The organism is Streptomyces sp. NPDC079141 (assembly GCF_040686775.1).
Lineage (GTDB): Bacteria > Actinomycetota > Actinomycetes > Streptomycetales > Streptomycetaceae > Streptomyces.
The window spans coordinates 157,023-178,479 of sequence record NZ_JBFBLP010000002.1 but is presented as its reverse complement, the minus strand read 5'-3'; the positions used below and the strand labels follow the sequence as shown (position 1 = coordinate 178,479).

The window sequence follows — 21,457 nt, the reverse complement described above, 5'->3', positions numbered from 1 at the left end:
CGTCATGGCGCCATGCCCCCAAGGTGACACACGCCACACCGTTCTGCCCTCTTTGCGCTTTTGAGAACCCTCCCGGCGCAGCACGCTTGGATTACCTCGCAGTAGAGATGACGTTTGCCGTCGCGCGGTACACGATGGGGAACGGTGCAGGCACAGCGGACCCACGAGAACAGCCCGAAAACCAGCCCTCTGACAGGTAAGGAACAGCGTGGCTTCCGGATCCGATCGCAATCCGATCATCATTGGCGGCCTTCCGAGTCAGGTTCCTGACTTCGATCCCGAGGAAACCCAGGAGTGGCTCGACTCCCTCGACGCCGCAGTGGACGAGCGCGGCCGCGAGCGGGCCCGCTACCTGATGCTCCGGCTGATCGAGCGGGCCCGCGAGAAGCGCGTGGCCGTGCCCGAGATGCGCAGCACGGACTACGTCAACACGATCGCGACCAAGGACGAGCCGTTCTTCCCCGGAAACGAGGAGATCGAGCGCAAGGTCCTCAACGCGACCCGGTGGAACGCCGCGGTCATGGTCTCCAGGGCGCAGCGGCCGGGCATCGGCGTGGGCGGCCACATCGCCACCTTCGCCTCCTCCGCCTCGCTGTACGACGTGGGCTTCAACCACTTCTTCCGCGGCAAGGACGAGGGCGACGGCGGCGACCAGGTCTTCTTCCAGGGGCATGCCTCGCCCGGCATCTACGCGCGCGCGTTCCTGCTGGACCGGCTCAGCGAGCAGAACCTGGACGCGTTCCGCCAGGAGAAGTCGAAGGCGCCGTACGGGCTGTCGTCGTATCCGCACCCGCGGCTGATGCCGGACTTCTGGGAGTTCCCGACCGTGTCGATGGGTCTCGGCCCGATCGGCGCGATCTACCAGGCGCGGATGAACCGCTACATGCACGCGCGCGGGATCGCCGACACCTCGAAGTCGCAGGTGTGGGCGTTCCTCGGCGACGGCGAGATGGACGAGCCGGAGTCGCTCGGCCAGCTGTCCATCGCCGCCCGTGAGGGCCTGGACAACCTCACCTTCGTGGTCAACTGCAACCTGCAGCGCCTCGACGGCCCGGTGCGTGGCAACGGCAAGATCATCCAGGAGCTGGAGTCGATCTTCCGGGGTGCCGGCTGGAACGTGATCAAGCTCGTCTGGGACCGCACCTGGGACCCGCTGCTGGCCCAGGACCGGGACGGTGTGCTGGTCAACAAGATGAACACGACCCCGGACGGTCAGTTCCAGACGTACGCCACCGAGACCGGCGCGTACATCCGTGATCACTTCTTCGGGGACGACCACCGGCTGCGCGCGATGGTCGAGAACATGACCGACGACCAGATCCTGCACCTGGGCCGTGGCGGTCACGACCACAAGAAGATCTTCGCGGCCTTCTCGGCGGCCAAGGCGCACAAGGGCCAGCCGACGGTGATCCTGGCCAAGACGATCAAGGGCTGGACGCTGGGGCCGAACTTCGAGGGCCGCAACGCCACGCACCAGATGAAGAAGCTGACGGTCGACGACCTCAAGCGCTTCCGCGACCGCCTGCACCTGCCGATCTCCGACAAGGAGCTGGAGTCCGGCGCGCCGCCGTACTACCACCCCGGGCGGGACTCGGAGGAGATCCAGTACATGCACGACCGCCGCCATGGGCTCGGCGGTTACGTCCCGACCCGTGTCGTGCGCGCGAGGCCGCTCGCGCTGCCGGACGAGAAGACGTACGCGACCGTGAAGAAGGGCTCCGGCCAGCAGTCGATCGCCACCACCATGGCCTTCGTGCGGCTGCTCAAGGACCTCATGCGGGACAAGGAGATCGGCAAGCGGTTCGTGCTGATCGCGCCGGACGAGTACCGCACGTTCGGCATGGACTCATTCTTCCCGAGTGCGAAGATCTACAACCCGCTCGGGCAGCAGTACGAGGCCGTGGACCGCGATCTGCTGCTGGCCTACAAGGAGGCGCCGAACGGGCAGATGCTGCACGACGGCATCTCCGAGGCCGGCTGCACGGCCTCGCTGATCGCGGCGGGCTCGGCCTACGCCACGCACGGCGAGCCGCTCATCCCGGTCTACGTCTTCTACTCGATGTTCGGTTTCCAGCGCACCGGTGACCAGTTCTGGCAGATGTCGGACCAGCTCTCGCGCGGCTTTGTGCTCGGCGCGACCGCCGGGCGCACGACGCTGACCGGTGAGGGTCTCCAGCACGCGGACGGCCACTCGCAGTTGCTGGCCTCCACCAACCCGGGCTGCGTGGCGTACGACCCGGCGTTCGGCTTCGAGATCGCACACATCGTGCAGGACGGTCTGCGCCGGATGTACGGCCCGACGGCCGACGGCAAGCCCGGTGAGGACGTCTTCTACTACCTGACCGTCTACAACGAGCCGATCCAGCACCCCGCCGAGCCGGAGAACGTCGACGTCGAGGGCATCCTCAAGGGCGTTCACCGGTTCAGCGAGGGGACGGCGGGCTCGATCCCGGCGCAGATCATCGCGTCGGGTGTCGCGGTGCCGTGGGCCGTGGAGGCGCAGCGGATCCTCGCCGAGGAGTGGAACGTCAGGGCCGACGTGTGGTCGGCGACCTCCTGGAACGAGCTGCGGCGCGAGGCCGTGGCCTGCGAGGAGCACAACCTGCTGCACCCCGAGGAGGAGCAGCGCGTGCCGTACGTGACGCGCAAGCTCACCGGCGCGCAGGGTCCGTTCGTGGCCGTGTCCGACTGGATGCGATCGGTTCCGGACCAGATCGCGCGGTGGGTGCCGGGGACGTACCAGTCGCTGGGCGCGGACGGCTTCGGCTTCGCGGACACGCGTGGTGCGGCGCGGCGCTTCTTCCACATCGACGCGCAGTCGATCGTGGTGGGCGTGCTGACCGAGCTGGCGAAGGAGGGCAAGGTCGACCGTTCGGCGCTGAAGCAGGCGATCGACCGGTACCAGCTGCTCGACGTCACAGCGGCGGACCCGGGAGCGGCGGGCGGCGACGCGTAGCGCTGCTGGAGGACGGATCGAAGGTCGCCCGAGGGCCGAGGGGCTCCTGCCCCTCGGCCCTCGGGCGTTTCCTACGATGCGGGCATGAAGCAGCAATCCGCCCAGGTCCGCTGGGAACGGCACACACAACGCCCCTTGATGGCGCTGGCGGTGCTGTTCGCCATCGCCTACGCCGTGCCGATCGTGGACACCGCGGCGAGCAGGGCGCTGACCCGGACCTGCACGGTGGTCGAGTGGGTGGTGTGGGCGGCGTTCGCCGTCGACTACCTGATGCGGCTGGGCCTGGCCGAGCGCCGGGGGGAGTTCATACGGCGGCACTGGCTCGACCTGGGCGCGGTGCTGCTGCCGCTGATACAGCCGCTGCGGCTGTTGCGGCTGGTCTCCACGCTGATGCTGGTGGGGCGGCGGGCGCGGATGGCCTCGCAGGTCCGCCTGACGACGTACGTCGTGGGTTCGGTCGTCGGCCTGATGATGTTCGGGTCGCTGGCGGTGCTGTCCGTGGAGCGGGACTCGCCGGATGGGAACATCAAGACGCTGGGTGACGCGGTGTGGTGGTCCTTCACGACGATGACGACGGTCGGCTACGGCGACCACGCGCCGACGACCGGTCTGGGCCGCATCCTCGCCGTCGGACTGATGCTCTCCGGGATCGCCCTGCTCGGTGTGGTCACCGCGAACATCGCGGCCTGGTTCATAGCCCGCTTCGAAATGGACGACGTCGAGGAACGCCGCCAGACGGAGGCGATCCAACTCCTCACGGAGGAGGTACGGCTGCTCCGCGCGGAGGTGGCGGCATTGCGGGAACCGTCGCCGTGAGCGAGGAGGGCCACAAGCGTGCCGGCTGCCGGCGCGCTGTCCCCCTCCGGCAGCGCGCCGCAGCACCGGCCGCCCTGTATGCCGTACGAACTTGCCCGAGGAACATGCCGTACGGAGGGCTTGACCCACTGTGACCTGCGGTGTGTGTCGAGGACGAGGAATCTTTAGCGAAGTCACCCTGATAGGGGAAATCTCCGTGGGGGCGGGACCGGCACTGACGGAGAGCCCGCGCGACGCACGGTGACCGAACGCGGCCTTGAAACGTGATACGCGTCACTCGGTTAACGCGAGACTCGTTCGTTCTCCTAGTGTGTCCTCCCAGTGACTTCCTTCGACACCTCCCCCCAACTGAACGTCTGGCGCGCACTGCTCGCGCTGGCCGTGGTGTTCGTGATGCTCGCGACCACCGGCTGGACCGCCCTGCGCAACCAGCGGACGACCCCGGCGCTCCAGGCCTCGCTGTCCTCCTGGGAGCACGGCCGTATCGCCGGTCACGCACTGCCCGACCCGGACGCCGGCCCTGCCCTCCTGGCCCGGTTCTTCGCCTCGCTCACCGCGCAGCAGCGCGCCTCCCTGGCGCACCGCTACCCGCTCGCGGTCGGCAACATGAACGGCGCCCCGGTCGAGCTGCGCTACGAAGCCAACCGCATCGCGCTGGGGCAGGCCCGCAAGGTCGAACTGAAACGCATGCACGACAGCCGGCTCACCCCCGAGGGGCAGCAGGAGGCGGGGCGCCGTATGCACCGCTACGAGTCGCTGATGAGCCCGGACCGGAACGTGCTGGCCTTCGACCCGGAGGGCTCGGGGCGGGTCGCCGAGGTGTTCGGGGACCTGGACAAGGCCCAGCGGGTCTCGATCGTCGTCCCCGGCGTCGACACCGACGTCCTCACCTTCCAGCGCACGAACCGCAAGTACTCGGCGCCCGTCGGCATGGCGGAGGCCCTGTACACGGCGGAGCGCACGGTGAGCCCGACCACGCGTACCGCCGTGATCGCCTGGGCCGACTACACCGCGCCCGGCGGCCTCGGCCTAGACTCGGCCACCGCCATGCGCGCCGAGGCCGGCGCCGTCCGCCTGAACGCGCTGGTGCGCGCGCTGCCCGGCAGCTCGCCCGTCTCGCTGTTCTGCCACAGCTACGGCTCGGTGGTCTGCGGGGTCGCCGCGCACACCCTGCCGGGCCGGGTCGCCGACATAGCGGTGGCGGGCAGCCCCGGCATGCGGGTCGCCAAGGCCTCGCACCTGGAGACCTCGGCCCAGGTGTGGGCGATGCGGGACGCGGACGACTGGATCCAGGACGTGCCGTACCTGGAGCTGGGCGGACTGGGGCACGGGGCCGACCCGATGTCGTCCGAGTTCGGGGCGCGCGTGCTGTCGGCGCGGGACGCGGAGGGGCACGCCGGCTACTTCGTGCCGGGCACGGACAGTCTGCTGAACTTCGCGGAAATCGGGGTTGGCGCGTACCGCTCGGTGCACTGCGCGGGCGATGACGAAGCCTGCCGGGAGGGTTTGTCCGGCACCGCGACGGCCGGACGCGCGTAGAGACCAGAAGAAGCGCGGGCTGCGCAGGGAGGCGACGGAGGAACTCGTGCCGCATACGATGAGCCGCATGGGTGACGTACTGGCCGGATTTCATGCCGCCTGGGAGTTCGAGTCCGACTCCGTGCTCATCCGTTACGAACGGGGGATTCGAACACCTAAGCTCCATCAGGCGCTGGGGGAACGCCGTCTCCCGCTGGCGGCGATCTCCACGGTGACGCTCACGCCCGGCAAACGCGGGACCGTGGTGCTGCGGGTCGAGCCGCGCGCGGGCGCCGATCCGCTGATGGAGGCGGCCGCGGGGCAGCTGAAGGAGCACTGCGACCCGTATCGGCTGGTGCTGCCTGCCGACCGGGAGACGCTCGCGGAGTACTACGCCGACGAACTGCGCGCGAAGCTGACGCAGTCCGGGCCGGCGGAGCGATTCCTTGTGCCGGCGCCCGAGGTGCCGTTGCAGTTCAAGGCCTACGACGGCAAGGCGTCCTTCGACGGGCGGACCGTGCACTTCCGGTGGTTCTGGACGGGCGCGTCGTCGGCGAAGTGGAAGGCCGGGGACCAGTCCTTCGCGGTGGGTGACCTGAGCGGGGTCGAGTGGCGGTCGCCCGAGGTCTTCGAGGGGCATCTACGGCTGGTACGGCGGGACGCTCCGCCGGTCGCACAGGCCGACCAGGATCCGGCGGCCGTGGTGTTCGGGCTGGGATACGGGCCGGTGCACGAGTCACTGCCGTTCGCCGCGGCCGTACTGGCGGCGGTTCGCTCCGCGGGGACCGCTGTCCCGGCTGCGGCTGCGCCGCGCCGGGATCCTGCGGACATCGCCGAACGGATTCGTCATCTCGGGGAGTTGCACCAGGCCGGGCTGGTGACCGATGAGGAGTTCTCCTCCAAGAAGGCCGAGTTGCTGGCGGAGTTGTAGATCTCGGCTTTCCGCCGGTGGGGGCTGGTCGCGCAGTTCCCCGCGTCCCTGGGTAGCTCTACTCCCGTCCGGCGGAAGTGAACGTCATGTCCGCGTACCGGTCCCCCGCCACCTTCTGGGCGATCGGTTCCAGCAGGGCCAGTTGATCCTCCGTCAGTTCGATCCGGGTGGCCGCCGTGTTCTCCTCCACGCGGCCCGGCTTGCGGGTGCCCGGGATCGGGACCACCGGGAGGGCGTGGACCGTGGCCTGCTGCTGGGCCCAGGCCAGGGCGATCTGGCCGAGGGAGACGCCGTGGGCGTCGGCGACCGTGCGGATCGGCTCCAGCAGGGCCGCGTTGGCCGCCGCGTTCTCGCCGGTGAACCGGGGCTGCTGACGGCGGAAGTCGTCGGACGTCAGGTCCTCGGCCTTCGCGAAGGAGCCGGTGAGGAAGCCACGGCCGAGCGGCGAGTACGGCACGAGCGTCACGCCCAGTTCACGGGCGGCCGGCACCACGTGCGCCTCGATGTCGCGGCTGAACAGCGACCACTCCGACTGCACGGCCGCGATGGGGTGCACGGAGTGCGCGGCACGCAGTTCCCCTGCCGTGACCTCGCTCAGACCCAGCTGCTTCACCTTGCCCTCGCGGACCAGGTCGGCCATGACACCGACGCTCTCCTCGATGGGGATCTTCACGTCCCGGCGGTGCATGTAGTAGAGGTCGATCACGTCGACGTCCAGGCGCTTCAGGCTCGCCTCGACGCAGGCGCGGATGTAGGGCGCATCGTTGCGGATGATCCGCTTGGTCGGGTCGTCGGGGTGGATCGCGAGCGCGAACTTCGTGGCGATCACGAGCTCGTCCCGGTGCTGCTTGAAGAACGGCGAGAGGAAGCGCTCGTTCTCGCCCGCGCCGTAGGCGTCCGCGGTGTCGTACAGCGTGACGCCCAGTTCCAGGGCCCGCTCCAGCGTCGCCCGGGACTCCTTGGCGTCCGAGGGGCCGTAGGCGAAGCTCATGCCCATGCAGCCGAGGCCCTGTACGCCCACCTCGGGGCCGCCCTCGCCCAGTCGTGCCGTCCGGATCCTGCCGTTGTCGGTCATCGGGGCCTCTCCGACGCCAGGGCGTGCCCGGCGTCACCGTAGAAAGCGATCTTGCGGTCGAGCACGGCGAGCGTGTCCTGGAGCTCCGCGATCCGGGCCAGGACGTCCCGGCGGGTCGTCTCCAGCAGTTCGTAGCGCTCGCCGTAGGTGTGGTCTCCTTCGCGCACCAGTTCGGCGTACCGCACCATGTCGGCGACCGGCATGCCGGTGAGCCGCAGCTTGCCGACGAGGTCGAGCCAGTCGAGGTCGCGGTTGCTGTAGCGGCGCTGGCCGGTGTGCGAGCGGTCGATGTGCGGCATCAGGCCGATGCGCTCGTACCAGCGCAGGGTGTGCGCGCTCAGGCCGGTGAATGCGGCAACCTCGCTGATCGTGTAGCTGTCCTGGCCGTCCGGCCGCCGGTCGGGCTGGGGCGGTCCGGCGCAGGTGTCGGTCCTGGTACCCGTGGTCTCCGTCACCGTCATGACCTCAACGCTATGGCCTTGGAGTGCACTCCAAGCAAGCGGAACAGGTGAGAAAACCACGGGACATGAAGTGATCGCCGTGGCTAGCGTGCGGGACATGAGTCTCGTACGTCGCGCCACGGCCGAGGACGCCGCCGAAGTGCTCCGGCTGCGCCAGGTGATGATCGATTCGATACCCGGAGCCGACACGTCCACGGACTGGCACCCGGCCGGCCTGGTGGGCCTGCGGGCACGGCTGGCCGAGCCGGACGGGGATCTCGCCGCGTTCGTCGTCGACCACCCGGACCGGCCGGACGCCCTCGCCGCGCTGGTCGTGGGGACGGTGGAGTACCGGATCGGCAAGCCGGCCAACCCGCGCGGCCTGTGCGGATACGTCTTCAGCGTGGCCACCGACCCGGACGCGCGCCGCCGGGGCCATGCGCGCGCCTGTATGGAGTCGCTGCTGGAGTGGTTCCGCGAACAGGGCGTCGGCCAGGTCGACCTCACGGCCTCCGCCGACGCCGAGCCGCTGTACGCCTCACTGGGCTTCGCGCGTACGCCCGACCCCTTCATGCGGCTGGCGCTCTGAGCACCTTTAGGCTCGGGGGCATGAACAGCCTCGCGTTGATCGAGAACTGGCCGGTCCCCACCGCCGCGGCGGGCGTCGTACGAGCCGACGGCACGGTCCTCGGTACCCACGGTCCGGTCGGCCACCGCTTCCCGCTCGCCTCGGTCACCAAGCCGCTCGCGGCCTACGCCGCGCTCGTCGCGTACGAGGAGGGGGCGATCGAGCTCGACGAGCCGGCGGGGCCGGCCGGGGCCACCGTCCGCCATCTCCTCGCGCACACCTCGGGGCTGGCCTTCGACGAGCACCGGGTAACGGCACCGGCCGGGGAGCGGCGGCTGTACTCCAACGCCGGGTTCGAGCAGCTCGGGGATCACATCGCCAAGGCCGCGGACATGCCGTTCGCGGAGTATCTGCGGCAGGCGGTGCTGGAGCCGCTGGGCATGACGTCCACGTCGCTTGAGGGCTCACCGGCCAAGGACGGGGTGTCCTCGGTGGCCGATCTGCTGCGGTTCGCGGCGGAGGTGCAGGCGCCGCGGCTGCTGGACCCGCGGACGGTGGCGGAGGCGATGACGGTCCAGTACCCGGGGACGAAGGGCGTCCTGCCGGGCTACGGCCACCAGAACCCCAACGACTGGGGGCTCGGCTTCGAGATCCGCAACGGCAAGTCCCCGCACTGGACGGGCGCTTCGTCCTCGCCGCGCACCTTCGGCCACTTCGGGCAGTCGGGGACGTTCCTGTGGATCGACCCGGATGCCTCGGTGGCGTGCGTCGCCCTGACGGACCGGGCGTTCGGGCCCTGGGCGGTCGAGGCGTGGCCGGCGTTCACGGATGCGGTGCTGGCGGAGCTCTAAGCCATCTCCCACATCAGCAGCTCCGTCTCCGTGACCCCCACCGCCTCCAGGTCCTTTGTGTCCGTGAGCCGGGCCGCGTCGCCGGGGCCCAGCTGTTCGGGGCCCAGCTGCACTTCGCCGCGTACGACATGGACGTAGACGTACCGCCCGTCCGGCACCGCCGTCCGCTCCCCCGCCGCAAGGCGTCGTACGTGCAGCATCGCGCCCGCCTCCGGGATTGCGTACGGCGTGGAGTCGGCGATGCCGTGGACGGTTTCGTAGGCGGGGTCGCCGCCGGGGGTCAGGGGGGCCAGCCAGGTCTGGACGAAGGTGAGGGGGACCGTCGCGTCGTTGCGCTCCACGTGGCGGACGCCTGCCGCCGAGCTCAGGCGCTGGACGTCGCCGGGGCGGACGACCGTCTCGTGGCCCGTGGAGTCGCGGTGGGTGAGTTCGCCCTCCACCACCCACGTCACGATCTCCGTGTGGCTGTGCGGATGCTCGTCGAAGCCGGCGCCGGGGGCGAGGCACTCCTCGTTGCAGGCGATCATCGCGCCGAAGCGGAGATTGTCGGGGTCGTAGTGGGGGCCGAAGGAAAAGGCGTGCCGGGAGTCGATTCCCGCCGCCGCGTCGCCCCCTGGGTAGCGCTCGTCGGCGCGCCGTACGTCCATCACGGATCCCACCGTAGACCCCGACGGCGCACGCTCCCGTCCGGATAAGGCAGTCTTGTCCCCGTGCCCGAACCCGAAACCGGCCATGCCGGAGCCCCAGCGCGTAACGCCCACCCGCACTCCGCGACCCTGAAGCGGCTGGAGAAGTCCTCCGGCAGCCTCGCCGCGCAGGCCATCGCGCGCATGGACGAGACGCTGCCGTGGTACCGGGCCATGCCCCCGGAGAACCGTTCCTGGATCGGTCTTGTGGCCCAGGCCGGTATCGCCGCCTTCACCGAGTGGTTCCGGCATCCCGATGCCCCGCAGGCCATCTCCACCGATGTCTTCGGGACCGCTCCGCGCGAGCTGACCCGGGCCATCACGCTCCGGCAGACCGTCGAGATGGTGCGGACCACCATCGAGGTCATGGAATCCGCCATCGACGAGGTGGCGGCTCCCGGCGACGAGTCCGTGCTGCGCGAGGCGCTGCTCGTCTACGCCCGTGAGATCGCCTTCGCCACCGCCCAGGTCTACGCCCAGGCCGCCGAGGCACGCGGTGCCTGGGACGCGCGGCTGGAGTCGCTGGTGGTCAACGCCGTGCTCAGCGGGGAGGCCGACGAGGGCGCGGTCAGCCGGGCCGCCGCCCTCGGGTGGAACTCGCCCGAACATGTCTGCGTGGTCCTCGGGACCGCTCCGGACGGTGACTCCGAGTTGACCGTCGAGGCCATCCGGCGGGCCGCCCGGCATGCCAAGCTCCAGGTGCTCACCGGGGTGCTCGGGGACCGGCTCGTCGTCATCGCGGGCGGCAGCGACAACCCGCTCGCCGTGGCCAAGTCGCTGATCGGGCCCTATGCCGCCGGGCCCGTGGTGGCCGGTCCGATCGTGCCCGACCTGCTGGCCGCGACCCGGTCCGCGCAGGCCGCCGCGGCGGGCCTGAAGGCGTGTTCTGCCTGGCAGGACGCCCCGCGGCCGGTCCTGGCGGACGATCTGCTTCCGGAGCGCGCGATCGCCGGGGATCCCAGTGCGCGCGAGCAGTTGGTGGAGGAGATCTACAGACCGCTGGAGGAAGCCGGCTCGGCGCTTCTGGAGACGCTGTCCGTCTATCTCGAACAGGCGAGCAGTCTCGAAGGCGCGGCCCGCATGCTCTTCGTGCATCCCAACACCGTGCGCTACCGGCTCCGACGTGTGACTGACGTCACCGGCTGGTCGCCGTCCGATGTACGCTCCGCGTTCACGCTGCGGATCGCGCTGATCCTGGGGCGTCTGGTCGACGGGGATCTCCAGCCGTAGGGTTTTGTCGGGGGCCCACAAAACCCCCTCGTGTTCTTCGTCCCTGTCCCCACGGGCGGCCGTGGCCGTCCACAAGAGAGAGTGTGAGAGTGCTCGTACTCGTCGCTCCCGGCCAGGGCGCCCAGACGCCCGGCTTCCTGACTCCTTGGCTCGACCTGCCCGGTGCCGCTGACCGCGTCACCGCGTGGTCGGACGCCATCGGACTGGACCTCGCCCACTACGGCACCAAGGCCGACGCGGACGAAATCCGCGACACCTCGGTGGCGCAGCCGCTGCTGGTCGCCGCCGGGATCCTCTCGGCCGCGGCACTCGGTGACGTGGCACCCGGTGCCGTCGCGGGCCACAGCGTCGGTGAGATCACCGCCGCCGCCTTCGCGGGCGTCCTGGACGACACCGCCGCGCTGACCCTCGTACGCAGGCGCGGTCTGGCCATGGCCGAGGCCGCCGCGATCACCGAGACCGGTATGTCGGCGCTGCTCGGCGGCGACCCGGAGACCTCGGTCGCGCACCTGGAGAAGCTCGGTCTGACCCCGGCGAACATCAACGGCGCCGGTCAGATCGTCGCCGCGGGCACGCTGGAGCAGCTCGCCGCGCTGAACGAGGACAAGCCCGAGGGCGTACGCAAGGTCGTGCCCCTGAAGGTCGCGGGCGCCTTCCACACGCACCACATGGCCCCCGCCGTCGAGAAGCTGGCCGAGGCCGCCGAGGCGCTCACGCCCGCCGACCCCACGGTCGCCTACGTCTCCAACAAGGACGGCAAGGCCGTGGCCACCGGCACCGAGGTGCTCGACCGGCTGGTCGGCCAGGTCGCCAACCCGGTCCGCTGGGACCTGTGCATGGAGACCTTCAAGGAGCTCGGCGTCACCGCCCTGCTGGAGGTGTGCCCCGGCGGCACCCTGACCGGCCTCGCCAAGCGTGCGCTGCCCGGCGTCAAGACGCTGGCCCTGAAGACCCCCGACGACCTCGACGCGGCTCGCGAGCTCATCGCAGAGCACAGTGCCTGACAAGGAGCCCTGGAGCATGGCGAAGCTGAAGCCCAGCAAGGGCCACCCGTACGCGCGCATCCTCGGTGTCGGCGGCTACCGTCCGACCCGGGTGGTGCCCAACGAGGTGATCCTGGAGACGATCGACTCGTCCGACGAGTGGATCCGCTCGCGCTCCGGCATCGAGACCCGGCACTGGGCCTCCGCCGAGGAGACCGTCGCCGCGATGTCGATCGAGGCGTCCGGCAAGGCGATCGCCGACGCCGGGATCTCCGCCGAGCAGATCGGCGGTGTGATCGTCTCGACCGTCTCGCACTTCAAGCAGACGCCGGCCGTGGCCACCGAGATCGCCGACAAGCTGGGCACGAACAAGGCCGCCGCCTTCGACATCTCGGCCGGCTGCGCGGGCTTCGGCTACGGCCTCACCCTCGCCAAGGGCATGATCGTCGAGGGCAGCGCGGAGTACGTCCTCGTCATCGGCGTGGAGCGGCTGAGCGACCTGACCGACCTGGAGGACCGGGCGACGGCCTTCCTGTTCGGCGACGGCGCCGGCGCGGTCGTGGTCGGTCCGTCCCCCGAGCCCGCGATCGGCCCGACCGTGTGGGGCTCCGAGGGCGACAAGTCCGAGACCATCAAGCAGACCGTGCCGTGGACGGACTACCGCGAGGGCACGGTCGACAAGTTCCCTGCGATCACGCAGGAGGGCCAGGCGGTGTTCCGCTGGGCCGTGTTCGAGATGGCGAAGGTCGCCCAGCAGGCGCTGGACGCGGCCGGAATCACCCCGGACGAGCTGGACGTCTTCATTCCCCACCAGGCCAACGAGCGGATCATCGACTCGATGGTGAAGACGCTGAAACTGCCGGAGCACGTCACGGTCGCTCGCGATGTGCGCACCACCGGCAACACCTCGGCCGCCTCGATTCCGCTCGCGATGGAGCGGCTTCTGGCGACCGGTGAGGCGAAGAGCGGCGACACCGCGCTCGTCATCGGCTTCGGGGCGGGTCTCGTTTACGCCGCCACGGTCGTTACCCTCCCCTAGGCACACCGTGCCGGATCCCCGGATCCGACGCGGGCCAGCCAAACCCTCTGGATTACTACGAAGGAGCGCCTGACATGGCCGCCACTCAGGAAGAGATCGTCGCCGGTCTCGCCGACATCGTGAACGAGATCGCCGGCATCCCGGTCGAGGACGTCCAGCTGGACAAGTCCTTCACCGACGATCTGGACGTCGACTCCCTGTCCATGGTCGAGGTCGTCGTCGCCGCCGAAGAGCGCTTCGACGTCAAGATCCCGGACGACGACGTCAAGAACCTCAAGACGGTCGGCGACGCTACCGACTACATCCTCAAGCACCAGGCCTGAGTTTCCACTTAGGCCGGACGTGCCCGGCCCCGCCACCCGGCGGTGGCGCCGCTGAATCCTCGTATCCCGTTGGAGAAAGAATTCCCGTGAGCTCGACCAATCGCACTGTGGTCGTCACCGGTATCGGCGCAACCACACCGCTGGGTGGCGACGCGGCCTCTACCTGGGAGGGCCTCGTCGCCGGACGTTCCGGCGTCAAGCCCCTGGAGCAGGACTGGGCCGCCGAGCAGGCGGTCCGCATCGCCGCACCGGTCGCCGTTGAGCCGACCGAGGTGATCCCGCGTCCGCAGGCCCGCCGTCTGGACCGCTCGGCGCAGTTCGCGCTGATCGCGGCTCAGGAGGCGTGGAAGGACGCCGGTTTCGAGGCGAAGGCCGGAGAAGACCCAAACGTCGACCCGGACCGGCTCGGTGCCGTCATCGCCTCCGGCATCGGCGGCGTGACGACCCTCCTCGACCAGTACGACGTGCTCAAGGAGAAGGGCGTTCGCCGCGTCTCCCCGCACACCGTCCCCATGCTGATGCCGAACAGCCCCTCCGCGAACGTGGGTCTGGCCGTGGGCGCCCGTGCGGGCGTGCACACGCCGGTCTCCGCCTGTGCGTCGGGTGCCGAGGCCATCGGCTACGCCATCGAGATGATCCGTACCGGCCGCGCCGACATCGTCGTCGCCGGTGGCACGGAGGCGGCGATCCACCCGCTGCCCATCGCCGCGTTCGGCAACATGATGGCGATGTCCAAGAACAACGACGACCCGCAGGGCGCGTCCCGTCCGTACGACGTCGGCCGTGACGGCTTCGTCCTCGGCGAGGGCGCCGGCGTGATCGTCCTGGAGTCCGCCGAGCACGCCGCGAAGCGCGGTGCCCGGGTGTACGCCGAGGCGGTCGGCCAGGGCATCTCCGCCGACGGCCACGACATCGTGCAGCCGGAGCCGGAGGGCCGCGGTATCGCGCACGCCCTGCAGAACCTGCTGGACCGCACCGACCTGGACCCGTCGGAGATCATGCACGTGAACGCGCATGCGACCTCCACGCCGGCCGGTGACATCGCCGAACTGAAGGCGCTGCGGAAGGTGTTCGGCGAGGACACCGACCACTTCGCGGTGTCCGCGACGAAGTCCATGACCGGGCATCTGCTCGGTGGCGCCGGTGGTGTCGAGACGGTCGCGACCGTGCTCGCGCTGTACCACCGGGTTGCTCCGCCGACCATCAACGTCGAGAACATCGACCCGGAGGCCGAGGCCAACGCCGACGTCGTCCGCGGTGAGGCGCGCAAGCTGCCCGTCGAGGGCCGCATCGCCGCGCTGAACGACTCGTTCGGCTTCGGCGGCCACAACGTGGTCCTGGCGTTCCGCACGGTCTGAGAAGCGCCTGTACGTACGTGAAGGGGCCCCCACCATCAAGGTGGGGGCCCCTTCACGTGTCGGTCAGACCACCTGGTGCAGCCAGCGCACCGGGGCGCCCTCGCCCGCGTACCGGAACGGCTCCAGTTCGTCGTCCCAGGGCTTGCCGAGGAGCTTGGCGATCTCCGCCTCCAGGTCGGTCTCGCCGCGCTGGGAGCGGGTCAGGGCGGCGCGCAGCCGGTCCTCCGGGATCAGGATGTCGCCGTGGATGCCGGTGACGGCATGGAAGATGCCGAGGTCGGGGGTGCAGCTGTAGCGCTCGCCCTCGGCGGTGGCGCAGGGCTCGGCGGTCACCTCGAAGCGCAGCAGGTGCCAGCCGCGCAGGGCCGAGGCGAGTTTGGAGGCCGTGCCGGCCTCGCCCTGCCAGGAGAACTCCGAGCGCCAGGTGCCAGGGGCGGCGGGCTGCCGGATCCAGTCGAGGTTGACGCGCGTGCCGAGCACCCCGGCGACGGCCCACTCGACGTGCGGGCACAGCGCGCGCGGCGCGGAGTGCACGTACAGAACTCCACGTGTCGTCACCGGGACCTCCGGGCAGAGCGGGACATCTTGCGAACTGGCGGACGGCCGTGGCCGGGCAGCCACGTTGATGGCGAGGCTACCGTGCGGCGGCGCAAGGAGTGTGACGTACCGTCGGTCCCGGTGCCGTGAAACGCCCGCCATTCACCCGGCAGGACGCCTGTACGGGTCGGAAGCGTTGCATCGCGCGCGGTCGGGAACTCCCGCACGTTGTCATGGAGGGGGAGTTCTGTTCGACGACCGAGGGGATCAGCTGCGGATGCGGAAGCCAAGCCACCGCTCACCGGCCGTTGTCGCTGTCCTGTCCGCGGCCGTCCTGGGCGTCACCGGTTGTGACGCCGTCGGCGGCAATGCACCGGGTCCGTCCGGGACGGACGCGGTGAGCGTGAAGCCGTCGCCGAGACCGACGCCGGTCTGGGACCGCAGCCCGGAGTCGGTCGCGGCCGTGGGCGACTCCATCACCCGCGGCTTCGACGCCTGCTCGGTGCTGTCGGACTGCCCCGAGGTGTCGTGGGCGACGGGCAGCAGCGAGGAGGTGGACAGTCTCGCCGTACGGCTGCTGGGCGAGGCGAAGGCGGGGCAGCACAGCTGGAACTACGCGGTGACCGGGGCGCGGATGGCGGACCTGGCCGGGCAGATGGCACAGGCGGCGACGCGCAGGCCGGAGCTGGTGGCCGTGATGGCCGGGGCGAACGACGCCTGCCGGGACACCACCTCGGCGATGACCTCGGTGGCCGACTTCCGCACCCAGTTCGAGGACGCGATGAGCACGCTGCGCGAGGCACTGCCCAAGGCGCAGGTGTATGTGGCGAGCGTGCCGAACCTGAAGCGGCTGTGGTCGCAGGGGCGGACCAATCCGCTGGGCAAGCAGGTGTGGAAGCTGGGCATCTGCCCGTCGATGCTCGGTGACGCGGACGCCCTGGACTCGGCCGCCACCCTGCGCCGGGACACGGTGCAGAAGCGGGTGGAGGACTACAACGACGTCCTGAAGGAGGTCTGCGCGAAGGACAAGCGGTGCCGGTTCGACGGAGGCGCGGTCCACTCGTACCGCTTCGGCACGGAGCAGCTCAGTCACTGGGACTGGTTCCATCCGAGTGTGGACGGGCAGGCGCGGCTGGCCGAGATCGCCTACCGGACGGTCACGGCGAAGACGGGGTGACTGGGCGAGGACCGGGTGACTTAGGGTTCGCCCATGATTTCGCACACGTTTTCGCGCATGAACGAACTCTTCGGAACACTTTCCGATGGCACCCCGGTGCACCGCTGGACCCTGGAGCGGGCGGGCGTGCGGGTGCGGGTCCTGACGTACGGCGGGATCGTGCAGTCGGTGGAGGTCCCGGACCGTGAGGGCGTCGCCGGGAACGTGGTGCTGGGGTTCGCGGAGCTCGCCGGCTACCCCGCGCATCCGGAGCCGTACCTCGGCGCCCTGGTCGGCCGGTTCGCCAACCGGATCGCGGGCGGCCGCTTCCCGCTGGACGACCGGACGTACGCGCTCGCGCGGAACAACGGCCCCAACTGTCTGCACGGCGGCGAGCGCGGCTTCGACAAGCGCGTGTGGGACGCGGAGCCGGTCGAGCACGGCGTGCGCCTGTCGCGGGTCGCTCCGCACGGCGAGGAGGGCTTCCCGGGCCGTCTGGAGGTCTCGGCGACGTACACGCTGGACGCGTCCGGCGCGCTGGGGATCGCCTACGAGGCCGTCACGGACGCGCCGACAGTGCTGAACCTGACGAACCACAGCTACTTCAACCTGTCGGGGGCGGGGAACGCGGGCGGCCACGAACTGCGGCTGGACGCCTCGCGGTTCACGCCCGTCGACGCGGATCTGATCCCGACCGGCGTCGAGGCCGTCGAGGGGACCCGCTTCGACTTCCGTGCGGCGCGCAAGGTCGGCGCCGGGTACGACCACAACTTCGTGCTCGACAAGGGCGTGAGCGAGGACCCGGTCGAGGTCGCCGAGCTGTACGACCCCTCGTCCGGGCGGGTGCTGACGGTCGCGACCACCGAACCGGGCCTCCAGCTGTACACCGCCGACCACTTGGCGGAGCCGTTCGCGCCGGGCGAGGGCATCGCCCTGGAGACCCAGCACTTCCCCGACTCCCCCAACCGCCCGGAGTTCCCCAGCACGGTGCTGCGGCCGGGCGAGGTGTTCCGCTCCCGAACGGTGTACGGGTTCGCTACGCGCTAGCGGTGTTTCAAAGCGCCGACGGCCCCACCGCGGCCACCACCTCGATCTCGATCTGCGCCTCCGGCCGGAACAGCTTCGGCACCTCGAAGGTCATGCTGGTGGGCGGGGTGCCGGTGATCACCTCGCGGCGTACGGCGCCGTACTCGTCGAGCTGCGAGATGTCGGTCAGGTAGGTGCGGATGTTGATGATGTCGGCCAGGGTCGCGCCGTGCGCCCCGAGGAGGGCTTCGAGGATCGCGAAGATGCCGCGGCTCTGCTCGGCGAGCGTGTCGCCCTCGGCGATCTGGCCCGAGACGAACAACAGCGCGCTGCCGTCGGCCTGTTCGACGCGGGCGACCTGGGAGTAGGCGGGGCTGTACGGCTGCGGGGCGTTGGCGGGGTTGTCGAGGGTGACCTTCATATCGTGCTCCCTGCTCGGATGCGGTCTGCGGCTACGGAGATGTCGGCGGCCGGGACATCGGCCTTGCGGAGGTGGTCCAGCACGGCTTCCAGCGCGGGCAGTTGAGCCGCGTCGGCGACCAGGGCGAGGTCCTTCACGGCGAGTCCGGTGCCGAAGTGGACGCCCTCGGCGAAGGCGCGGGCAACGGCGCCGGCGAGCGGGCTGTCCGCGAGGGCCCTACGGGCGACGGCGTCGTCGAGGCCGAGCGCGTCCGCCAGCCGCAGGGACTCGGCGACGAGGGCGACCCCGCCGATGACGGCCGCGTTGACGACGAGCTTCAGTGCCGCGCCCGAGCCGAGCCCGCCGGCCGGGACGACCTCGCCGAGCCGGGCGAGCACCTCGCGCACGGCGTCCGTGTCACCGCCCGCGAGGATGCGCAGTTCACCGGTGGCCGCCCGGTCGGTGCTGCCCATGACGGGCGCGTCGACGAGGTTCACGGTGGTGGCGAGCCGGGCGGCGAGGTCCCGTACGGCGTCCGGGCCGACGGTCGACATCTCGATCCAGTGGGCGCCGGGACGCAGGGCGGGTACGGCCTCGTCCGCGACCGCGGCGAGGGCGTCCGGCCCGGCGAGCATCGTGATCACGACGTCGGCGCCCCGGACGGCGTCGGCCGGTGAGGCGGCGGCCGACGCGCCCTCGGCGACCAGCGGACCGGCCTTCGCCGCCGTGCGGTTCCAGACGGTCAACGGGTGCCCGGCGGCGAGGAGTCGGCGGGCCATCGGGGCACCCATGTGCCCCAGCCCCAGAAAAGCGATCTTCTCCATGCCGACGACGCTAGGCCCCGCCCATCGATGCGACAAGCGAATGTCTAGCATGGCTGCCATGCCGAATCCGCATCACGCACCGTCCGCGGGCGAACCCGACCTCTCCACCGTCTGGCTGCGGGTCTTCCTGGAGGTCGCCCGGCACGGCTCCTTCACCGTCGCCGCCCGCACGCTCGGCTGGACGCAGTCCGCGGTGTCCCGGCAGATCTCCTCGCTGGAGGGGGCGCTCGGCGGCGCCCCGCTGTTCGACCGGCTGCCCAGGGGTGTGCGGCTGACCGAGGCCGGCCGGGTCCTCGTCCCGCACGCCGAGTCCGTCGCCGCGACGCTGCACGAGGCCGGGCGGGAACTGGCCGCCCTGCGCGAGGCGGCCGGCGGACGGCTGCGCTTCGGCGCGTTCGCCACCGCCGACGCGGCCCTGGTGCCGCAGGCGCTCGCCGCGTTCCGCGCCCGCCACCCCCGTGTCCTGCTCTCCCGCGAGGAGGGCTTCACGCCCGCCCTGCTGGACCGGCTGACCGCCGGTCACCTGGACCTGGCGGTCGTCTCGACGACGGGCCGCGCCCCGCTGGAGGCGTACGAACTCCACCATCTCCTGGACGAGTCGCTGTACGTCGCCGTCCCCGCCGGTCATGAACTGGCGGGCGGCGGCCCGGTGCGGCTCGGTCAACTCGCCGACGCCGACTGGATCTCCGGCAGCGCACGCCCCGAGGGCACCCTCCTGGACGCGGCGCTGCGCCAGGGCTTCCGGCCGCGCGTGGCGCACGTCGTCGGCGAGTGGACCGCCAAGCAGGGCTACGTCGCCGCGGGCCTCGGCGTGACCCTGGTCCCGGCGCTGGCCGCGGCGTCCGTACGGCAGGACGTCGTCCTGCTGCCGGTGCTCGACGAGGGCGCCCCGGCCCGGGCGGTGTACGCGGCGACGGCGCGGGGGCGGTCGCTCACACCGGCCGGGCGGGCGTTCCTGGGGGCGTTGCGGGAGGCGGCGGACCAGGTCGGCAGGGTGTGACGGAGGGAAGAGTGCGGGCGATCCTGAGGATCGCGGGCAGTACGCCGGTCACGCGCTGACGTCCGCACTCTCGTCCGCGCCGTCCTCCAGCGTCTCCTCGTCGAGGAGTTCGCGGGCCAGGAGGGTGGCGCCGGCGACCGCGCCCGGCATCAGGAACACCGCGACGAACGGCACCAGGAAGGCCAGGGCGAGGGGTGTGCCGAAGCCCCAGACGAGGGTCCTGCGGGCGCGCAGGAGGGTGAGGCGGTCACGGAGTTCGACGCCGCGGCGCTGCATGGCCACGGCGGTCAGCTCCTCGGTGAGGAAGAAGCCGGTGACGAGGAAGCCGATGACCGGGACGACGGTCTGGCCGACGACCGGGATGAAGCCGAGGCCGAAGAGCAGGACGGCCCAGATTCCGGCCCGGATGACGATCCGCAGGCTGTCGCGGCCCGAGATCCACAGCTCGCGCCAGAGCGGCAGCCCGGACTCGGGGGCCGTACCGTCCGGGGACACGTCACGGTCGACCTTCTCGGAGAGGCTCTCGTAGAAGGGCTGGCCGATCAGGAGCGTGACCGCGGTGAAGGTGACGACGGACAGCAGCAGCGCGAGCGCGAACAGCACGACGGTGAGGAAGCCGCGGAAGAGACCGAGCCAGGGGCTCGACCAGTCGTCGGCGAAGGGGGTCGCCCAGGCCACGAAGTCGTCGCCCCACGCGGACAGCGCGACGAGCGCCGCCGCGTAGAGGACGAGTGTGATCAGCCCGGGGATCAGTCCGAACTCGTACTGCTTGCCGTGCCGGGCCACCCATCGCTGGCCCCTCAACAGGAACCGGAAGCCCACCCCAAGATCGCGCATGGGAGGCACTCTATCGAGCGGGATCCGGTCACCCCGGAGCCACCGCCACCATCACTCCCGGCTCCGCCGCCGGCGACACCGCCGCCGACACCCGTACCGCTGCCGCGCGCGCGATCCGGCCCGTGCGCGAGGCGGCGGCCAGGAGCAGGGGCTGGATGCGCTCCAGGCCGGAGACCAGGAGCTCCTCGCCCGCGATGAGCGCCGGGCGGGCGGCCTTCGTGGTGGCCGCCGCGGCCTCCGTGAGGTCGGCCAGCGGGGGCAGGGTGGCACGTACGACGTTGGCGCCGGCGACCGCCGCCCGCTCGGCCAGGGCCACCTGGAGGGGCATCAGCGGGGCCAGTGCGGCCGTCAACGCGTCGGCGATGCGGCGGAGTTCGGGGGTGCCGTCGCGCAGGACCTCGGCCGCCGAGCGCAGGAACGGGGTGAGGGCGAGCAGGACGCCCGCGACCAGGCCCGCGCCGGCCGGCAGCAGCGGAGACGTCGCCTCCACCAGGTCGCCGAGCGCCGTCGCGAACTCCTCCACCGCCGGCTCCACCGCGTCCAGCACCGGCAGCAGGCTGTCGCCGAGGGCGGTCAGCAGGGCCTGGGCCGGTTCGCTGACCGGGTGCACCGCGAGCGGGGCGCCGCTGGTGCCGAGGCGGGTGAGGGTGTCGACGATGCGGTAGAAGGCCTCCTGGGCCTGCGGGGAGGCGCTGGCCTCGGCGAGTTCCGCCGTGGTCTGGCGCAGGACGCGCAGCACCTCCGCGCCCGAACCGTCCCTGGGGTCGAAGGTGTTGATGGCGATCCTGGTGAGGTTCCCGGCCGTGTCCAGGAGCTGGCCGGTGATGTCCGTCGTGTTGCGTGCCATGCGCAGTACGTCGTCCCTGTTGGGGAGCGAAGGGATCGTCGCCATGGAGCTCTCCT

At 71.0% G+C, this 21,457-nt stretch carries 22 protein-coding genes; 14 read left to right on the top strand and 8 right to left on the bottom strand.

What is annotated here, in order from left to right; translation table 11 throughout:
- Nucleotides 1-208 precede the first annotated feature (208 nt).
- The 4 genes from aceE to AB0Q90_RS05870 all read left to right on the top strand — a co-directional run bounded on the left by aceE (nt 209) and on the right by AB0Q90_RS05870 (nt 6,221).
- Complete coding sequence (gene aceE / locus AB0Q90_RS05885; protein WP_363159637.1) at nt 209-2,956, top strand: pyruvate dehydrogenase (acetyl-transferring), homodimeric type; 2,748 nt, start codon at nt 209-211, stop codon at nt 2,954-2,956.
- An 84-nt stretch (nt 2,957-3,040) separates the two neighbouring features.
- Nucleotides 3,041-3,772, top strand: coding sequence for an ion channel (locus tag AB0Q90_RS05880; RefSeq protein WP_363159638.1), 732 nt, complete (start codon nt 3,041-3,043; stop codon nt 3,770-3,772).
- 321 nt (nt 3,773-4,093) lie between these two features.
- The gene (locus tag AB0Q90_RS05875) at nt 4,094-5,311 is read left to right on the top strand and encodes an alpha/beta hydrolase (RefSeq protein WP_363159639.1); all 1,218 of its coding nucleotides are present in this window, start codon (nt 4,094-4,096) and stop codon (nt 5,309-5,311) included.
- A gap of 58 nt (nt 5,312-5,369) precedes the next feature.
- Nucleotides 5,370-6,221 carry a DUF4429 domain-containing protein gene (locus AB0Q90_RS05870; protein ID WP_363159778.1) on the top strand — a complete coding sequence of 284 codons (852 nt, stop codon included), beginning with the start codon at nt 5,370-5,372 and terminating at the stop codon, nt 6,219-6,221.
- A 58-nt stretch (nt 6,222-6,279) separates the two neighbouring features.
- Here AB0Q90_RS05870 and AB0Q90_RS05865 read toward each other — a convergent pair whose 3' ends face one another.
- Nucleotides 6,280-7,296: an aldo/keto reductase gene (locus AB0Q90_RS05865; RefSeq protein WP_363159640.1), complete on the bottom strand. Its 1,017-nt coding sequence runs from the start codon at nt 7,294-7,296 to the stop codon at nt 6,280-6,282.
- A complete protein-coding gene (locus AB0Q90_RS05860; protein WP_363159641.1) occupies nt 7,293-7,757 on the bottom strand; it encodes a MerR family transcriptional regulator in 465 nt (154 codons plus the stop codon). Before AB0Q90_RS05860 ends, AB0Q90_RS05865 begins: the two co-directional genes overlap by 4 nt.
- Nucleotides 7,758-7,854: 97 nt before the next feature.
- Here AB0Q90_RS05860 and AB0Q90_RS05855 point away from each other — a divergent pair, with 97 nt between their 5' ends.
- Together AB0Q90_RS05855 and AB0Q90_RS05850 are read left to right on the top strand one after the other, a co-directional pair.
- Complete coding sequence (locus AB0Q90_RS05855) at nt 7,855-8,325, top strand: GNAT family N-acetyltransferase (RefSeq protein WP_363159642.1); 471 nt, start codon at nt 7,855-7,857, stop codon at nt 8,323-8,325.
- Nucleotides 8,326-8,345: 20 nt separating this feature from the next.
- Entirely contained in the window at nt 8,346-9,155 is an 810-nt protein-coding gene (locus AB0Q90_RS05850; RefSeq protein WP_363159643.1) for a serine hydrolase domain-containing protein, read from the top strand.
- On the opposite strand, the gene AB0Q90_RS05845 is transcribed toward AB0Q90_RS05850, so the two are convergent.
- On the bottom strand, nt 9,152-9,802 hold the full coding sequence (locus AB0Q90_RS05845) for a pirin family protein (RefSeq protein ID WP_363159779.1): 651 nt from the start codon (nt 9,800-9,802) through the stop codon (nt 9,152-9,154). The two genes, AB0Q90_RS05850 and AB0Q90_RS05845, sit on opposite strands and share 4 nt — an antisense overlap.
- A gap of 63 nt (nt 9,803-9,865) precedes the next feature.
- Here AB0Q90_RS05845 and fasR point away from each other — a divergent pair, with 63 nt between their 5' ends.
- From fasR to fabF, 5 genes are all read left to right on the top strand, one after another.
- Nucleotides 9,866-11,071, top strand: a complete 1,206-nt coding sequence (gene fasR / locus AB0Q90_RS05840; RefSeq protein ID WP_363159644.1) for a fatty acid biosynthesis transcriptional regulator FasR — start codon at nt 9,866-9,868, stop codon at nt 11,069-11,071.
- 89 nt (nt 11,072-11,160) lie between these two features.
- On the top strand, nt 11,161-12,075 hold the full coding sequence (locus tag AB0Q90_RS05835; protein WP_363159645.1) for an ACP S-malonyltransferase: 915 nt from the start codon (nt 11,161-11,163) through the stop codon (nt 12,073-12,075).
- 16 nt (nt 12,076-12,091) lie between these two features.
- Entirely contained in the window at nt 12,092-13,093 is a 1,002-nt protein-coding gene (locus tag AB0Q90_RS05830) for a ketoacyl-ACP synthase III (protein WP_363159647.1), read from the top strand.
- Between the two features lie 74 nt (nt 13,094-13,167).
- On the top strand, nt 13,168-13,416 hold the full coding sequence (locus tag AB0Q90_RS05825) for an acyl carrier protein (protein WP_007381745.1): 249 nt from the start codon (nt 13,168-13,170) through the stop codon (nt 13,414-13,416).
- 86 nt (nt 13,417-13,502) lie between these two features.
- Entirely contained in the window at nt 13,503-14,774 is a 1,272-nt protein-coding gene (gene fabF / locus AB0Q90_RS05820; RefSeq protein WP_363159648.1) for a beta-ketoacyl-ACP synthase II, read from the top strand.
- A 63-nt stretch (nt 14,775-14,837) separates the two neighbouring features.
- Here the strand turns inward: fabF and AB0Q90_RS05815 are convergent, their stop codons facing one another.
- Entirely contained in the window at nt 14,838-15,332 is a 495-nt protein-coding gene (locus tag AB0Q90_RS05815; protein ID WP_363159649.1) for a DUF3145 domain-containing protein, read from the bottom strand.
- Between the two features lie 256 nt (nt 15,333-15,588).
- Here AB0Q90_RS05815 and AB0Q90_RS05810 point away from each other — a divergent pair, with 256 nt between their 5' ends.
- Together AB0Q90_RS05810 and AB0Q90_RS05805 are read left to right on the top strand one after the other, a co-directional pair.
- On the top strand, nt 15,589-16,488 hold the full coding sequence (locus AB0Q90_RS05810) for an SGNH/GDSL hydrolase family protein (RefSeq protein ID WP_363159650.1): 900 nt from the start codon (nt 15,589-15,591) through the stop codon (nt 16,486-16,488).
- 57 nt (nt 16,489-16,545) lie between these two features.
- The gene (locus tag AB0Q90_RS05805; RefSeq protein ID WP_363159651.1) at nt 16,546-17,514 is read left to right on the top strand and encodes an aldose epimerase family protein; all 969 of its coding nucleotides are present in this window, start codon (nt 16,546-16,548) and stop codon (nt 17,512-17,514) included.
- 7 nt (nt 17,515-17,521) lie between these two features.
- Here AB0Q90_RS05805 and AB0Q90_RS05800 read toward each other — a convergent pair whose 3' ends face one another.
- The gene (locus tag AB0Q90_RS05800; protein WP_363159652.1) at nt 17,522-17,914 is read right to left on the bottom strand and encodes a RidA family protein; all 393 of its coding nucleotides are present in this window, start codon (nt 17,912-17,914) and stop codon (nt 17,522-17,524) included.
- Nucleotides 17,911-18,717, bottom strand: coding sequence for an NAD(P)-dependent oxidoreductase (locus AB0Q90_RS05795; protein ID WP_363159653.1), 807 nt, complete (start codon nt 18,715-18,717; stop codon nt 17,911-17,913). The genes AB0Q90_RS05800 and AB0Q90_RS05795 overlap by 4 nt, the downstream gene beginning before the upstream one ends.
- Nucleotides 18,718-18,766: 49 nt before the next feature.
- On the opposite strand from AB0Q90_RS05795, the gene AB0Q90_RS05790 reads away from it, so the two are divergent.
- Nucleotides 18,767-19,717, top strand: coding sequence for a LysR family transcriptional regulator (locus tag AB0Q90_RS05790; protein ID WP_363159654.1), 951 nt, complete (start codon nt 18,767-18,769; stop codon nt 19,715-19,717).
- Between the two features lie 48 nt (nt 19,718-19,765).
- Here AB0Q90_RS05790 and AB0Q90_RS05785 read toward each other — a convergent pair whose 3' ends face one another.
- A complete protein-coding gene (locus AB0Q90_RS05785) occupies nt 19,766-20,554 on the bottom strand; it encodes an EI24 domain-containing protein (RefSeq protein WP_363159655.1) in 789 nt (262 codons plus the stop codon).
- A gap of 28 nt (nt 20,555-20,582) precedes the next feature.
- Nucleotides 20,583-21,446 carry a hypothetical protein gene (locus AB0Q90_RS05780; RefSeq protein ID WP_363159657.1) on the bottom strand — a complete coding sequence of 288 codons (864 nt, stop codon included), beginning with the start codon at nt 21,444-21,446 and terminating at the stop codon, nt 20,583-20,585.
- Nucleotides 21,447-21,457 lie beyond the last annotated feature (11 nt).